This window comes from Streptomyces niger, from assembly GCF_000718305.1.
GTDB lineage: Bacteria > Actinomycetota > Actinomycetes > Streptomycetales > Streptomycetaceae > Streptomyces > Streptomyces niger.
Genome location: NZ_JOFQ01000006.1, coordinates 170,826 through 185,892 on the forward strand (window position 1 = coordinate 170,826; position 15,067 = coordinate 185,892).

Annotated in this window: 12 protein-coding genes; 9 read left to right on the top strand and 3 right to left on the bottom strand. The window is 71.3% G+C overall.

Annotation, left to right across the window (positions count from 1 at the left end):
- Window positions 1-12 precede the first annotated feature (12 nt).
- Together metE and IF20_RS13335 are read left to right on the top strand one after the other, a co-directional pair.
- Window positions 13-2,331, top strand: a complete 2,319-nt coding sequence (gene metE / locus IF20_RS13330) for a 5-methyltetrahydropteroyltriglutamate--homocysteine S-methyltransferase (protein ID WP_052865344.1) — start codon at window positions 13-15, stop codon at window positions 2,329-2,331.
- Between the two features lie 184 nt (window positions 2,332-2,515).
- Entirely contained in the window at window positions 2,516-3,100 is a 585-nt protein-coding gene (locus IF20_RS13335; RefSeq protein WP_052865345.1) for a histidine phosphatase family protein, read from the top strand.
- A gap of 143 nt (window positions 3,101-3,243) precedes the next feature.
- Here the strand turns inward: IF20_RS13335 and IF20_RS13340 are convergent, their stop codons facing one another.
- Complete coding sequence (locus IF20_RS13340) at window positions 3,244-3,996, bottom strand: CbtA family protein (RefSeq protein WP_052865346.1); 753 nt, start codon at window positions 3,994-3,996, stop codon at window positions 3,244-3,246.
- A gap of 21 nt (window positions 3,997-4,017) precedes the next feature.
- Window positions 4,018-4,239, bottom strand: coding sequence for a CbtB domain-containing protein (locus IF20_RS13345; RefSeq protein WP_052865347.1), 222 nt, complete (start codon window positions 4,237-4,239; stop codon window positions 4,018-4,020).
- A 460-nt stretch (window positions 4,240-4,699) separates the two neighbouring features.
- On the opposite strand from IF20_RS13345, the gene IF20_RS13350 reads away from it, so the two are divergent.
- The 7 genes from IF20_RS13350 (at window position 4,700) to IF20_RS13380 (ending at window position 14,226) form a co-directional block, all read left to right on the top strand.
- Window positions 4,700-6,511, top strand: coding sequence for a methylmalonyl-CoA mutase family protein (locus IF20_RS13350; protein WP_052865348.1), 1,812 nt, complete (start codon window positions 4,700-4,702; stop codon window positions 6,509-6,511).
- Window positions 6,511-8,703 (top strand): methylmalonyl-CoA mutase, encoded by a 2,193-nt coding sequence (gene scpA, locus IF20_RS13355; protein ID WP_052865349.1) that lies wholly within the window; start codon window positions 6,511-6,513, stop codon window positions 8,701-8,703. Before IF20_RS13350 ends, scpA begins: the two co-directional genes overlap by 1 nt.
- 12 nt (window positions 8,704-8,715) lie before the next feature.
- Window positions 8,716-9,702, top strand: coding sequence for a methylmalonyl Co-A mutase-associated GTPase MeaB (meaB, locus tag IF20_RS13360; protein ID WP_052865350.1), 987 nt, complete (start codon window positions 8,716-8,718; stop codon window positions 9,700-9,702).
- A gap of 252 nt (window positions 9,703-9,954) precedes the next feature.
- Window positions 9,955-10,518 carry a DinB family protein gene (locus tag IF20_RS13365; RefSeq protein WP_052865351.1) on the top strand — a complete coding sequence of 188 codons (564 nt, stop codon included), beginning with the start codon at window positions 9,955-9,957 and terminating at the stop codon, window positions 10,516-10,518.
- A 514-nt stretch (window positions 10,519-11,032) separates the two neighbouring features.
- Window positions 11,033-12,061, top strand: coding sequence for an L-threonine 3-dehydrogenase (gene tdh, locus IF20_RS13370; RefSeq protein WP_052865352.1), 1,029 nt, complete (start codon window positions 11,033-11,035; stop codon window positions 12,059-12,061).
- A gap of 66 nt (window positions 12,062-12,127) precedes the next feature.
- The gene (locus IF20_RS13375) at window positions 12,128-13,315 is read left to right on the top strand and encodes a glycine C-acetyltransferase (RefSeq protein ID WP_052865353.1); all 1,188 of its coding nucleotides are present in this window, start codon (window positions 12,128-12,130) and stop codon (window positions 13,313-13,315) included.
- Complete coding sequence (locus tag IF20_RS13380; RefSeq protein ID WP_052865354.1) at window positions 13,312-14,226, top strand: LysR family transcriptional regulator; 915 nt, start codon at window positions 13,312-13,314, stop codon at window positions 14,224-14,226. The genes IF20_RS13375 and IF20_RS13380 overlap by 4 nt, the downstream gene beginning before the upstream one ends.
- Window positions 14,227-14,286: 60 nt before the next feature.
- Here the strand turns inward: IF20_RS13380 and IF20_RS13385 are convergent, their stop codons facing one another.
- Window positions 14,287-14,868 (bottom strand): TetR/AcrR family transcriptional regulator, encoded by a 582-nt coding sequence (locus IF20_RS13385; RefSeq protein WP_052865355.1) that lies wholly within the window; start codon window positions 14,866-14,868, stop codon window positions 14,287-14,289.
- Between the last annotated feature and the right edge of the window lie 199 nt (window positions 14,869-15,067).

The window sequence follows — 15,067 nt, forward strand, 5'->3', positions numbered from 1 at the left end:
AAGGAGATCTCCGTGACAGCGAACTCCGCAGCCGCGGCAGCACGGGCCACCGTGTACGGCTACCCGCGCCAGGGCCGGAACCGGGAACTGAAGAAGGCGATCGAGGGCTACTGGAAGGGCCGCGTCACCGCCGAAGCCCTCCACACCACCGCCGCCGAACTGCGTCGCACCAACTGGCAGCAGCTGGCCGACGCCGGCATCGACGAGGTTCCGACCGGCGACTTCTCGTACTACGACCACGTGCTGGACACCACCGTCATGGTGGGTGCGGTACCCGACCGCCACCGTGCGGCCGTCGCCGCGAACGCCATCGACGGCTACTTCGCGATGGCGCGCGGTACACGGGACGTCGCGCCGCTGGAGATGACCAAGTGGTTCGACACCAACTACCACTACCTGGTGCCCGAGCTGGGCCCGGACACGGTGTTCACGGCGGACTCCGGTAAGCAGGTCGCCGAGCTGACGCAAGCCCTCGCACTGGGGCTGGCGGCCCGTCCGGTGCTGGTCGGCCCGGTCACCTATCTGCTCCTCGCCAAGCCGGCGCCCGGCGTGGCAGCCGGCTTCGACCCGCTCACCCTGCTGGACCGGCTCCTCCCGGTCTACGCCGAGGTCCTCGCCGACCTGCGTGCCGCCGGCGCCGAGTGGGTGCAGCTGGACGAGCCGGCCCTCGTGCAGGACCGTACCCCGGCCGAGCTCAACGCCGCCGAGCGCGCCTACCGCGACCTCGGCGCCCTCACCGACCGCCCGAAGCTGCTGGCCGCCTCCTACTTCGACCGCCTCGGCAACGCCCTGCCGGTCCTCGCCAAGGCCCCCGTCGAGGGTCTCGCGGTCGACTTCACCGAGGCCGCCGCCGCGAACCTGGACGCCCTCGCCGCCGTCGGCGGGCTGCCGGGCAAGCGGCTGGTCGCGGGCGTGGTCAACGGCCGCAACATCTGGGTCGACGACCTGGAGAAGTCGCTCGCCACGCTGGCCACACTGCTCGGCCTGGCCGACCGGGTGGACGTGTCGGCCTCCTGCTCCCTGCTGCACGTCCCCCTCGACGCGGGCGCCGAGCGGGACATCGAGCCGCAGATCCTGCGCTGGCTCGCCTTCGCCCGTCAGAAGACCACCGAGATCGTCACCCTCGCCAAGGGCCTCGCCCAGGGCACGGACACGATCGCGGCCGAACTCGCGGCCAACCGTGCCGACCTGGCCTCCCGCGCCAGCTCACCGATCACCCGCGACCCGGCCGTACGTTCCCGAGCGGCGGCCGTCACGGAGGCCGACGGACGGCGCTCCCAGTCGTACGCCGAACGGGCCGCGGCGCAGCGCGCCCACCTCGGCCTGCCCCTGCTGCCGACCACCACCATCGGCTCCTTCCCGCAGACCGGCGAGGTGCGCACCGCCCGCGCCGACCTGCGTGCGGGCCGGATCGACACGGCCGGCTACGAGGAGCGCATCAAGGCGGAGATCCAGGAGGTCATCTCCTTCCAGGAGAAGGCAGGCCTGGACGTCCTGGTGCACGGCGAGCCCGAGCGCAACGACATGGTCCAATACTTCGCGGAGCAGCTGACCGGCTACCTCGCGACACAGCACGGCTGGGTCCAGTCCTACGGCACCCGCTACGTCCGGCCGCCGATCCTGGCCGGCGACATCTCGCGTCCGGAGCCCATGACGGTGCGCTGGACCGAGTACGCCCGGTCGCTGACCGACCGCCCGGTCAAGGGCATGCTCACCGGCCCCGTCACCATGCTCGCCTGGTCCTTCGTCCGCGACGACCAGCCGCTCGGCGACACCGCCCGCCAGGTCGCCCTCGCCCTGCGCGACGAGGTGGCCGACCTGGAGGCGGCCGGTACGTCCGTCATCCAGGTGGACGAGCCGGCGCTGCGCGAGACGCTGCCGCTGCGCGCCGCCGACCACGCCGCCTATCTGGCGTGGGCCACGGAGGCGTTCCGGCTCAGCACCAGTGGTGTGCGTCCGGACACGCAGATCCACACGCACATGTGCTACGCGGAGTTCGGTGACATCGTGCAGGCCATCGACGACCTCGACGCCGATGTCATCAGCCTGGAGGCCGCCCGCTCCCACATGCAGGTCGCGCGCGAACTGGCCGCCCACGGCTACCCGCGCGAGGCCGGACCCGGCGTGTACGACATCCACTCCCCGCGCGTGCCCAGCGCCGCGGAGGCGGCCGCGCTGCTCCGTACCGGCCTGGAAGCCATCCCCGCCGAGCGGCTCTGGGTCAACCCCGACTGCGGCCTGAAGACCCGCGGCTGGGCCGAGACCCGTGGCGCACTGGAGAACCTGGTCGCCGCGGCCCGCACGGTCCGCGGCGAGCTGCCCGCGCGCTGAGGGGAGGCTCCCGGGGGCCGGGGCGACCCCGGCCCCCGGCCGAGCCGGGGCCTGAGCCGGGGCCCGAGCCGGGGGCAGATCCGCCGCTCGACAGCTCCGTCCTGCGACAGGCCCGCCACGCACGCGCGATCTACGCTGTGCGGGCAGATCCGCACCCGGTGACAGCAGTAGGAGGCACGACCAGGTGACCAGCCGCGTCGTCTTCATCACGCCCGCGACGAGCCCGTCGCTGCGGCAGGCCCGCTTCGACGACGGGGACTCGATCGACGCCCGCGGCACGGCCGAGGCCCGCTCGGCGGCCGGGTCGCTGCCTCCGGCCGACCGCGTCGTCCTCTCCCCCAGCGTCCGCTGCCGCGAGACGGCCGCGGCACTCGGCCTTAACGACACGGAAGCAGAAGGGGCAGAGGCGGCACCGGAGTTGGCGGGGCTGAACGCCGGACGCTGGCGCGGACGTACGCTCGATGAGATCGGCGCTGCCGAACCGGAGGCGGTGGCCCACTGGCTCGCCGACCCGACCGCCGCGCCCCACGGCGGGGAGTCGGTGCAGGACGTGTGCGACCGGGTCGGACGCTGGCTGGAGGCGGCGGCGGAGACGGGCGGTCGGACGCTCGCCGTGGTCGAACCCGAGGTCGTGCGGGCGGCGGCCGTCCACGCGCTCGCCATGCCCGCCGCGGCCTTCTGGCGCCTTGACGCGCCCCCGCTGCGGGCGACCGAGTTCAGTGGGCGGGCCGGACGCTGGAACCTCCGGCTCGGCCGCCCCCTCGTCTGACGGCGGCTGCCGCCGCCGGTCAGCAGGCCGGTTCGCGGTGCCCCGGTTCGCGGTGCCGGCGCAACAGCGCCGAAGCACGAGGGCCCCTGGTTGGTACCCAAGGGCCCTCGTGTGTCCGGACGGAATCAATGTGCGGGACGGAATCAATGTGCGGCCGGCACAGCCCGTTCCGCCACCGATTCCGCGGACTTCGGGTGGATCAGCCGCTCCGCGAGCTCGCCGAAGAGCAGCCCGAAGCCGCCCCACAGGACGGTCTGGATGGCCAGTGCGGAGAGGCGGTACTGCCAGAGCAGCGTGGCCGGGAATTCCTTCGGCACCTCGTTGATGACCGGCAGGAAGGCGTAGGCCAGGCCGATCACCACCGCGAAGGCGGCCACCGCGAGGACGGTCGCCCACCACGTGCCCAGCCTCGGTGCGAGCCGTTTGCCCAAGAGGGTGGCGGCGATCGCGAGGAGCACGCTGAGCAGCATCATCAGGAAGTACAGGCCGGTGCGTCGGCCGATGGTGTCGGGGTCACCGACGGACGGCGGATTGGCCGGGTACTTCAGGAACGGCACGACGTACACGGTGAGCAGGGCACAGCCGGAGAGGAGCAGTGCGGTCGCCCGCGGGGAGAAGCGACCCACCCGGCCCATCGCGAAGCAGAAGGCCAGCGCCGCGATGCCGCCGAAGGCGACCCCGTAGACCAGGACGCCCGTGGCGAGGCCTGCGGTGGACTGCACGGAGCGGGAGACGACCTCCATCTCGTGTTCGTGGGAGTGGGCCTCCTCGAACCCGATCGCACTGTCGACGTGCGGTTCGCCCAGGAAGTAGGCGACGACCAGGGCGAGCAGGCCGGCCCCGAGGCCGGCGAGCATGCCGCGGACGAGGAGGTTTCTTACCGTTGTGGAGTTCATGAGCGTGCGGCGTCCCTCGCGTCAGTGGCAGGGGAAGCCGAGCAGGTGGCGGGCGTCGTGCACCCACTCGTGGACGTCCGTGCCGTTGAACACGGAGGTGGCGCCCTGCTCAGCGCCGACGAAGTACAGCAGGACGAGCATCAGAACGCCGAAGAAAGCCGCCCAGGGAGCTATCTCCTTGAGCGGCAGTTCGGCGGGAACGACGGGGGTGGTGGCGGGCGGCTGAGCGACATGCTGCGCCATGGCAGGGCCTCCTCTGGGAGTTCGCGTCCCATCTCGGTGGTGCACTGGACGACAGCTACGGGTCTGACTCACGCACCGCCCCGGTCGGGGCAGCTCGCTCACAGTGGCGCGACCGTGCCGGATTCTCACCGGCTTCCGTCATGCCGTCGTCGGTATCGGAATGACGTTACCGCGTACGGTGCGCCGGGCCAAGACAAGCCATTCGGCGCCCGGTATCCGGTATCCGGAACCCAGCGCCTGACGCCCGACGCCCGACGCCCGGCACCCGCCCCCGGCAGAAGGCCCCTACCCCTGCCTGTGCCCCGTGGACGAGTGCCCCTGGACGAGTGTTCGTGGACGAGCCCCGTGGACGAGTGCCCATACCCCGGTAGCCGAGCACTTCATGCCACACACCGGAAGAGAACAAGGTCACAGCCGCCTCCTCTGCCGCTCCATTGTTAACGTGGCCTAACATCCGAGCATGACGGTCCTGCCTGACGACGGGCTTTCCCTGGCGGCCGAGTTCCCTGACGCGACACATGAGCAGTGGCAGCACCTGGTAGCGGGTGTGCTGCGCAAGTCGGGCAAGGAAGTCTCGGACTCCGAGGCGGAGTACGCCCTGTCCACCGCGCTGGAGGACGGGTTGCGCACCCGACCCCTCTACACCGCGCGCGATCACGCGCCCGACCCCGGTCTGCCCGGCTTCGCGCCCTTCGTGCGCGGCGGCCGGGCCGACGGCAACACGGCCGGCGGCTGGGACGTACGCCAGTGGCACACGGTCGCGGACACCAGTGCCGTACTGGCCGACCTGGAGAACGGCGTCACCTCCCTGTGGCTGGCCGTCGGCGCGTCCGCCGGCTTCCCCGTCCCGTCGCTGGGCTCCGCCCTGGACGGCGTGTACCTCGACCTGGCGCCCGTCGTCCTGGACGCGGGCGACGAGACCGAGCCGGCCGCGCGGGAGCTGCTCCGGCTGTACGAGGAGCGGGGCGTCGCCGCCGAGGCCGCGCGCGGCAACCTGGGCGGTGACCCGCTGGGCCACGAGGCCCGCACCGGACGCGCGTACGACATCGCCCCCGTCGCCGAACTGGCCCGGCTGTGCGCCGCGCAGTATCCGGGACTGCGGGCACTCACCGTGGACGCGCTGCCGTACCACGAGGCGGGCGGCTCGGCCGCGCAGGAGCTGGGCTGCTCCCTGGCGACGGGCGTCGCCTACCTGCGCGAGCTGACCGGCGCCGGCCTGAGCACCGAACAGGCCTGCGCCCAGCTGGAGTTCCGGTACGCGGCCACCGCCGACCAGTTCCTGACCGTCGCCAAGCTGCGTGCGGCGCGCCGGCTGTGGGCCCGCGTCGCCGAGGCGTGCGGGGCACCGCAGGCGGGCGCGCAGCTCCAGCACGTGGTGACCTCGCCGGTGATGATGACGCGCCGCGACCCGTGGGTGAACATGCTGCGCACCACGGTCGCGACCCTGGCCGCCGGAGTGGCGGGCGCCGACGCCGTGACCGTACTGCCCTTCGACCACGCGCTGGGGCTGCCGGACGCGTTCGCCCGCCGCATCGCCCGCAACACCTCCAGCATCCTCATCGAGGAGTCGCACCTCTCCCGGGTGATCGACCCGGCGGGCGGCTCCTGGTACGTGGAGCGGCTGACGGACGAGCTCGCACACGCGGCCTGGGACGTCTTCCAGGAGATCGAACGGGCCGGCGGGCAGACGGCGGCGCTGCGTTCCGGGATGGTGGGCGAGCGGCTGGCCGAGACCTGGGCGCGGCGCTCCGCGAAGCTCGCGAAGCGGCGTGAACCCCTCACCGGTGTCAGCGAGTTCCCGCACCTGGCCGAGAAGCCCGTCGTGCGCGAGCCCGCGCCGGAACCGCCGTCCGGGGGCCTGCCCCGGGTACGCCGGGACGAGGCGTACGAGGCGCTGCGGGCCCGCTCCGACGCCCACCTCGCCGCCACCGGCTCCCGCCCCCGCATCTTCCTGGCCGCGCTGGGCCCGGCCGCAGCGCACACCGCCCGGCTCACCTTCGCCGCCAACCTCTTCCAGGCGGGCGGCATCGAGCCGGTCACCGAGGGCACCTTCGAGGAGAGCGGCGCCCGGGAAGCGTGCCTGTGCTCCAGCGACACGCTGTACGAGGAGCAGGCCGAGGCGACCGCGCAGGCGTTGCGTGCAGCCGGTGCTCACCACGTGTTCCTTGCGGGCCGCCCCGGTACGTACGCGGGTGTCGACAGCTATGTGTCCGCCGGCTGCGACGCCGTTGCCGTGCTCTCCGCCACGCTCGACCGCATGGGAGTGTCCTGATGTCCATCCCCGACTTCTCGGCGATCGAGCTGGGGGCGCCCGCTACCGGGAGCGCTGCCGGGAGCGCGGCCACCGACGAGTGGCGCGCGGCCTTCAAGAAGGCCGCCGACGGTGCCGACCGGATCTGGGAGACGCCGGAAGGCATTCCGGTGAAACCGCTGTACACCGGGCAGGACCTGGAGGGCCTGGACTTCCTGGACACCCGCCCTGGCACCGCGCCGTACCTGCGCGGCCCGTACCCGACGATGTACGTCAATCAGCCCTGGACCATTCGCCAATACGCGGGTTTCTCCACCGCCGAGGAGTCCAACGCCTTCTACCGGCGGAACCTGGCGGCCGGTCAGAAGGGCCTGTCGGTCGCCTTCGACCTGCCCACGCACCGCGGTTACGACAGCGACCACCCGCGGGTGACCGGCGACGTCGGCATGGCGGGCGTGGCGATCGACTCCATCTACGACATGCGCCAGCTGTTCGACGGCATCCCGCTCGACAGGATGACCGTGTCGATGACGATGAACGGCGCCGTGCTCCCGGTCCTCGCCCTCTACATCGTCGCCGCCGAGGAGCAGGGCGTACCGCCGGAGAAGCTGGCGGGGACCATTCAGAACGACATCCTCAAGGAGTTCATGGTCCGCAACACCTACATCTATCCGCCGAAGCCGTCGATGCGGATCATCTCCGACATCTTCGCGTACACCTCGCAGCGGATGCCGCGCTACAACTCCATCTCCATCTCCGGATACCACATCCAGGAGGCGGGCGCGACGGCCGACCTGGAGCTGGCCTACACCCTCGCCGACGGGGTGGAATACCTCCGCGCCGGCCGCGAAGCGGGCCTGGACGTGGACGCGTTCGCGCCCCGGCTCTCCTTCTTCTGGGCCATCGGCATGAACTTCTTCATGGAGGTCGCCAAGCTGCGCGCGGCCCGCCTGCTGTGGGCCAAACTGGTCAAGCAATTCGACCCGAAGAACGCCAAGTCCCTCTCCCTCCGCACCCACTCCCAGACCTCCGGCTGGTCCCTGACCGCCCAGGACGTCTTCAACAACGTCACGCGTACGTGCGTGGAGGCGATGGCGGCCACCCAGGGCCACACCCAGTCGCTGCACACCAACGCCCTCGACGAAGCCCTCGCCCTGCCCACGGACTTCTCGGCCCGCATCGCCCGCAACACCCAGCTGCTGATCCAGCAGGAGTCCGGTACGACGCGCGTGATCGACCCGTGGGGCGGCAGCGCGTACGTGGAGCGGCTCACCTACGACCTCGCCCGGCGCGCCTGGCAGCACATCCAGGAGGTCGAGCAGGCCGGCGGCATGGCGCAGGCCATCGACGCGGGCATCCCGAAGCTGCGCGTCGAGGAAGCCGCGGCCCGTACGCAGGCCCGCATCGACTCCGGCCGGCAGCCGGTGATCGGCGTCAACAAGTACCGCGTCGACAGCGACGAGCAGATCGAAGTCCTCAAGGTGGACAACACCTCCGTCCGCACCCAGCAGGTCGAGAAGTTGCGGCGACTGCGCGCGGAGCGTGACGAGCGGGAGTGCCAGGACGCGCTGGACGCGCTCACGCGGGCCGCCGCGGGCGAGGGCAACCTGCTGGAGCTCGCCGTGCGCGCGGCCCGCGCGAAGGCGACCGTCGGGGAGATCTCGTACGCCCTGGAGAAGGTGTACGGGCGGCACGCGGGCCAGATCCGTACGATCTCCGGTGTGTACCGCAACGAAGCAGGCGAGTCCCCGAACGTGGACCGCACCCGGGCCCTGGTGGACACCTTCGCCGAGGACGAGGGCCGCCGGCCACGCATCCTGGTGGCCAAGATGGGCCAGGACGGCCACGACCGCGGCCAGAAGGTCATCGCCACGGCCTTCGCCGACCTCGGCTTCGACGTGGACGTCGGCCCGCTGTTCCAGACCCCGGCCGAGGTGGCCCGCCAGGCCGTCGAGGCGGACGTGCACATCGTCGGGGTGTCGTCCCTGGCCGCCGGCCACCTCACCCTCGTCCCCGCGCTCCGCGAAGCGCTGGCCGAGGAGGGCCGCGACGACATCATGATCGTCGTCGGTGGGGTCATCCCGCCGCAGGACGTGCCGACGCTGCTGGAGATGGGAGCGGCGGCGGTGTTCCCGCCCGGCACGGTCATACCCGACGCGGCGTACGACCTGGTGGCGCGGCTGGCGGCCGCGCTCGGCCACGGCGACCTGTGAGCCGGTGAGTCCATGCCCATCGATCTCGACACCTACGTCAAGGGCGTCCTCGACGGGAAGCGGGCGCTGGTCGCCCGCGCCATCACCCTCGTCGAGTCCACCCGCCCTCAACACCGGGCGCTGGCCCAGCAGTTGCTGACCGAACTGCTGCCGCACAGCGGGCAGGCGCGGCGGATCGGTATCAGCGGTGTGCCGGGGGTCGGCAAGTCGACGTTCATCGACGCCTTCGGCACGATGCTGACCGGCCTCGGGCACCGGGTGGCCGTACTCGCCGTCGACCCGTCCTCCAGCCGGACCGGTGGTTCGATCCTCGGCGACAAGACCCGGATGGAGCGGCTGGCCGTCGACCCGGCGGCCTACGTCCGCCCCTCCCCCACCGCCGGCACGCTCGGCGGCGTCGCCAAGGCCACCCGCGAGTCCATCGTCGTGATGGAGGCCGCCGGCTACGACGTGGTGCTGGTGGAGACGGTCGGGGTGGGCCAGTCCGAGACCGCCGTCGCCAACATGGTCGACTCCTTCCTCCTCCTCACCCTCGCCCGCACCGGCGACCAACTCCAGGGCATCAAAAAGGGCGTCCTGGAGCTGGCCGACGTCATCGCCGTCAACAAGGCGGACGGCCCCCACGAACGCGACGCCCGCGCCGCCGCACGGGAACTGGCCGGCGCGCTCCGGCTCATGCACGGCAAGGACGCCTTCTGGGCCCCGCCGGTGCTCCACTGCAGCGCACGCGAGTCCACGGGCCTCGACACGGTCTGGGACCGCCTGGAACAACACCGCACGCTCCTGGACTCCACCGGACACCTCAGTGCCAGGCGCCGCGACCAACAGATCGACTGGACCTGGACCATGGTCCGCGACGAACTCCTCGGCCGCCTCCACGCCGACCCGACCGTACGATCTGTTGCCCCCACCCTGGAACAACAAGTCCGAAACGGCGAACTGACAGCCACACTGGCGGCAGAACGCATCCTGGACGCGTTCGGAGGAGAAACGGGCTGAGGTCGGTGGGATTCGAGAAATCGCCCTGGCCGAAGACGAGGCAGGGCTGACGATCGGCGCCCGCGCCCCGGCGTGAGCACCGCGCCTGTCCCACCGACCGGACCGACGCAGACCGACGCAGACCGGTGCAGACCGGTGCAGGCCGGTGCAGGATGTCCGTCCCCGGTTGAGGACAGAATCTGACCGCAACACCTTATAGGTTTCTGTCACAGCCCTGGCCGACGGAGCCAGGAAGCATGGAAGGCAGACGCCATGACCAGCAACGAACCGACAGCCCACGCCCACGCCCACACCGAGCGGCCGGCCACCACCGGCGAGCGCGCCGAATGGCTTGAGGCGCTGGCCAAGCATCGGCACTTCCTACGCTTCACCACTCGTGACCTGACCGACGAGCAGGCCAGGCAGCAGACCACCGCCGGCGCACTGTGCCTGGGCGGCCTGATCAAGCACGTCACCGAAGTCGAGCAGAACTGGGTGAACTTCATCCTCAAGGGCCCCGCGGCCATGCCGGACTTCACGGCGATGACCGAGTCCGACTGGGCCCGGCGAGCGGACAGTTTCCGGTTGCTCCCCGGCGAGACGCTGGCCGGCGTGCTGGCCGAGTACGCGGAAGTGGCTCGCCGGACCGACGATCTGGTGGCCGCCCTGCCCGACCTGGACGCCGCGTGGCCCCTGCCGAGCGCCCCGTGGTTCGAGCCCAACGCCCAGTGGTCTGCCCGCCGGGTGCTGATGCACATCATCGCGGAGACCGCTCAGCATGCCGGCCACGCCGACATCATCCGCGAGTCCCTGGACGGCGCCAAGTCCATGGGCTGACGGCGAGGTTGGGGCGTACGAGGTTGGGACGCACTCGGCCGAGACGTACGAGGTTGAGATGTACGCGGCGCGCACGACGCGCTTCGGAGATACTGCTCCGCGTGCGCATATTGGACGACGCCGAACTACTTCAGCGCGAAGGGCTGTGGCTACGTGCCATCGCCTCCCGGTCCCGCTGGCACGTCACAGGGCCCCGCGATCTCGACGATGACGCAGCGGACGCGTAGCACGCGACGGTCCCACCGTCCTGCCGGAGCCCGTCGGCGTTCGTCGGCAGCCCGCCGGCGTTGGTCGACAACCCGTCGACGTTCGTCGGTGTTGGTCGGTGTTGGTCGGCATCGTACGGCGTTGGTTGGCAGTCCGTCGGCGTTGGTCGGCTTCTGGCGGGGCCTGTAGACGATCTGTTGGGCGGGTTCAGAAATTCTCGATGGACGCCGGTCGCCCCACCCGGCAGATTTGGTCCCGCCGCTGATCAGCCGTACCTCCCACCCTTCTCGATGCCTGGAGTCGTGCCATGAAGGCACTCGTCAAACAACACGCCGAACCCGGCCTGTGGCTCACCGACGTTCCCGAGCCCGAGACCGGCCCCGGCGATGTGTTGATCAAGGTGTTGCGCACCGGGATCTGCGGTACGGATCTGCACATCCGTAAGTGGGACGGCTGGGCTCGGCAGGCCGTGTCGACGCCGCTGGTGCTCGGCCACGAGTTCGTCGGTGAGGTGGCGGCCGTGGGTGCGGCCGTCACGGACATCGCGGTCGGCGATCTGGTCAGCGGCGAGGGCCACCTGGTCTGCGGCAAGTGCCGCAACTGTCTGGCCGGGCGCCGCCACCTGTGCCGCTCGACGCTCGGCCTCGGGGTGGGCCGTGACGGTGCGTTCGCCGAGTACGTCGCACTGCCCGCGTCCAACGTGTGGGTACACCGCACGAAGGTCGACCTCGATGTCGCCGCCATCTTCGACCCGTTCGGCAACGCCGTGCACACCGCGCTGTCCTTCCCGCTGGTCGGCGAGGACGTACTGATCACCGGCGCGGGCCCCATCGGCATCATGGCCGCCGCCGTCGCCCGGCACGCCGGCGCCCGGAACGTCGTGATCACCGATGTCAGCGAGGAGCGCCTGGAGCTGGCCCGCAAGGTGGGCGCGACGCTCGCGCTCGACGTCTCCCGGTCGGGCCTCGACGAAGCGCAGCGACAGCTCGAACTGCGCGAGGGCTTCGACATCGGCCTGGAGATGTCCGGGCGCCCCGAGGCGCTGCGGGACATGGTCGCCAACATGACCCACGGCGGCCGCATCGCGATGCTGGGGCTGCCTGCGGAGGAGTTCCCGGTCGACTGGTCGAAGATCGTCACCTCGATGATCACCATCAAGGGCATCTACGGCCGCGAGATGTACGAGACCTGGTACGCCATGACCGTACTGCTCGAAGGCGGACTCGACCTCACCCCCGTGATCACCGGCTCCTACGCGTACCACGACTTCGAAGCGGCCTTCGACGAGGCAGCCACCGCACGCAGCGGAAAGATCATCCTCGACTGGACCGCCTGAGCCGCGCCCGAGCAGCCAGCCAGCCTCCTTCCCCTCAGACCGGTACTCATCCTTAAGGAACCCCTCATGTACGCGTCCGTCCGCGACGACCTGCGCGCCACCCTCGACGACATTCGTGAGGCGGGTCTCGAAAAGCCCGAACGCGTCATCGGCAGCCCGCAGTCGGCCTCCGTCGCCGTCACCGGCTCCTCCGGCGACGTACTGAACTTCTGCGCGAACAATTACCTCGGCCTCGCCGACCATCCCGAGGTGGTCGCCGCGGCCAAGGACGCGCTGGACCGCTGGGGCTACGGCATGGCCTCCGTACGCTTCATCTGCGGCACGCAGGACGTGCACAAGGAGCTGGAGGCCCGCCTCTCGGCGTTCGTGGGCCAGGAGGACACCATCCTCTACTCCTCCTGCTTCGACGCGAACGGCGGCGTCTTCGAGACCCTGCTGGGCGCCGAGGACGCCGTCATCTCCGACGCCCTCAACCACGCCTCCATCATCGACGGCATCCGGCTCTCCAAGGCCCGCCGCTACCGCTACGCCAACCGCGACATGGCCGAGCTGGAGGACAGGCTGAAGGAGGCGTCGGACGCCCGCCGGCGCCTCATCGTCACCGACGGCGTGTTCTCCATGGACGGTTACGTCGCCCCGCTGCGGGAGATCTGCGACCTCGCCGACCGTTACGACGCCATGGTGATGGTCGACGACTCTCACGCCGTCGGCTTCACCGGCCCCGGCGGCCGCGGCACCCCGGCCCTGCACGGCGTCTCCGACCGGGTGGACATCATCACCGGTACGCTCGGCAAGGCCCTCGGCGGCGCCTCGGGCGGTTACGTCGCCGCGCGCGCCGAGATCGTCGCCCTGCTGCGCCAGCGCTCCCGGCCTTACCTGTTCTCCAACTCCCTCGCCCCGGTCATCGCCGCCGCCTCGCTGAAGGTCCTGGACCTGCTGGAGTCGGCGGGCGACCTGCGCGAGAAGCTGGCCGCCAACACCCAGCTCTTCCGTACGAAGATGACCGAGGCGGGCTTCGAGATCCTGCCCGGCGACCACCCCATCGCGCCCGTCATGATCGGCGACGCGCCCCGGGCAGCCCGCATGGCCGAGCTGCTGCTGGAGCGCGGCGTGTACGTCATCGGCTTCTCCTACCCCGTCGTCCCGATGGACCAGGCGCGCATCCGGGTCCAGCTCTCCGCCGCGCACTCGACCGCCGACATCGAGAGGGCGGTGGCGGCGTTCGCCGACGCCCGGGCGACGATGGACCGGTGATCGACCCACGCAGACTGAGAATCCTCCGGGCCGCGGCGGACCACCGTACGGTGACCGCCACGGCCGCGGCCCTCTACCTCACGCCCTCGGCCGTCTCCCAGCAGCTCGCGGCGCTGGAGCAGGAGAGCGGCCATACGCTGCTCACCCGCAGCGGCAAGGGCGTGCGGCTGACGGCGGCCGGGGAGATCCTGCTGACACACGCCAACGCCGTCCTGACCCAGCTCGAACAGGCCGAGGCGGAGCTGGCCGCCTACGCCGGCGGGACGGCCGGCGAGGTCACGGTGGCGTCCTTCGCCACCGGCATCGCCGAGGTACTGGCCCCGGCCGTCGCCCGGCTCCGCACCGAGCACCCCGGCATCCGCCTGCGGGTACGGGACGCCGAGGGCGATGAGGCCTTGCCGATGCTGCTGGACGGCGAGGCGGATGTCGCGCTCGCGGTCGAGTACCGCGGCGCGCCCCGCGAGGACGACCAGCGCCTGTCCCGCGTCCCGCTCTACGCCGAGCCCTTCGACGCCGTACTGCCCGCCTCGCACCCGCTCGCCCAGCACCCGGACGTGCCGCTCTCGGCACTCGCCGACGAAGAGTGGATCGGCCCGTACCCCGGCAATCCCTGCCACGAGGTGATGCTGCTCGCCTGCGAGCTCGCCGGATTCCAGCTGGCCCTGACCCACTCCTCGGACGACTTCCGGGCGGTGGCGGCGCTGGTGGGTGCGGGGGCCGGCGTGGCGCTCATACCCCGTTCCGCACTGCGCGGGATAGAGCTGAAGGGCGCCGTATCGCGCCCGGTGACCGGCCCCGCGGCCACCCGCCGCGTGTTCGCCGCGGTGCGCCGTGGCGCCGAGGCGCACCCGCTGTTCCACCCCGTACTGCAGGCCCTGGCCCACGCGGCGAACGGCCTCTCCACCTGCTGAGGGCGCCCCAGCGGCGCCGGCAACGCTCTCCCGGCGAGCAGCCGGGCTGCGTGCGGGCTGTCACGCCCCGGGCAACTGCTCCAGGTGGAGCCGCAGCACTGCGCGTAGCGTGTCCGGACCCAGTCGATCGGGGTGCAGGGCAGCGTTCAGGGCGAGGCCGTCCAGCACCGCAGCGAGGTGTTCCGTCGCCACCGGGTCCGTCACGCCCAGCCGGTCCAGCAGGCGACCGGCGACGGTGCGCAGCCCCTGGTGCAGCTCGGCGGCGATCGACCCCAGCGTAGGGTCCGTGCGTGCGGCCACCGCGAACTCCAACCACACCGCGACCTCATCCGCGCGCGCCGCGTCGAGCGGCAGGAACTGCCCCGCCATCTCCTCCACCACCTCGCGAGGATCGTCCTCGGGACGCAGCCGTTCCCGCTGAGCCCGCACCCGGGCCTCCACTCGCCGCACCATCTCGCGTGCCGCGGCGGTGAGCAGCTCCGGATGGCTGGCGAAGTAGTGCCGTACGGAACCGACTGCGAGCCCGGCCTCCACAGCCACGTTCTGCAGCGTCGCTTGCCGGATTCCGCCGCGGGCCACGACACGGAAGACGGCCTCGACCACCTCGCGGCGGCGCTCCTCGGGATCCACGATCTTCGGCATCCACTTTTTATAGCACGGTCGTGCTACGGTTTTTTTAGCACGCTGAAGCTAAAAACAATCCCGACTTCAAGACCACCACAGGAACGCATCAGGAACGCCACAGGACCACATCACCCAACCAGGAGGAGCCATGACCCCGTCCCGCGCACACCAGCCTGAGCATCCAGGGCACGTGAGGCGCCTGAAGCGCACCACACGC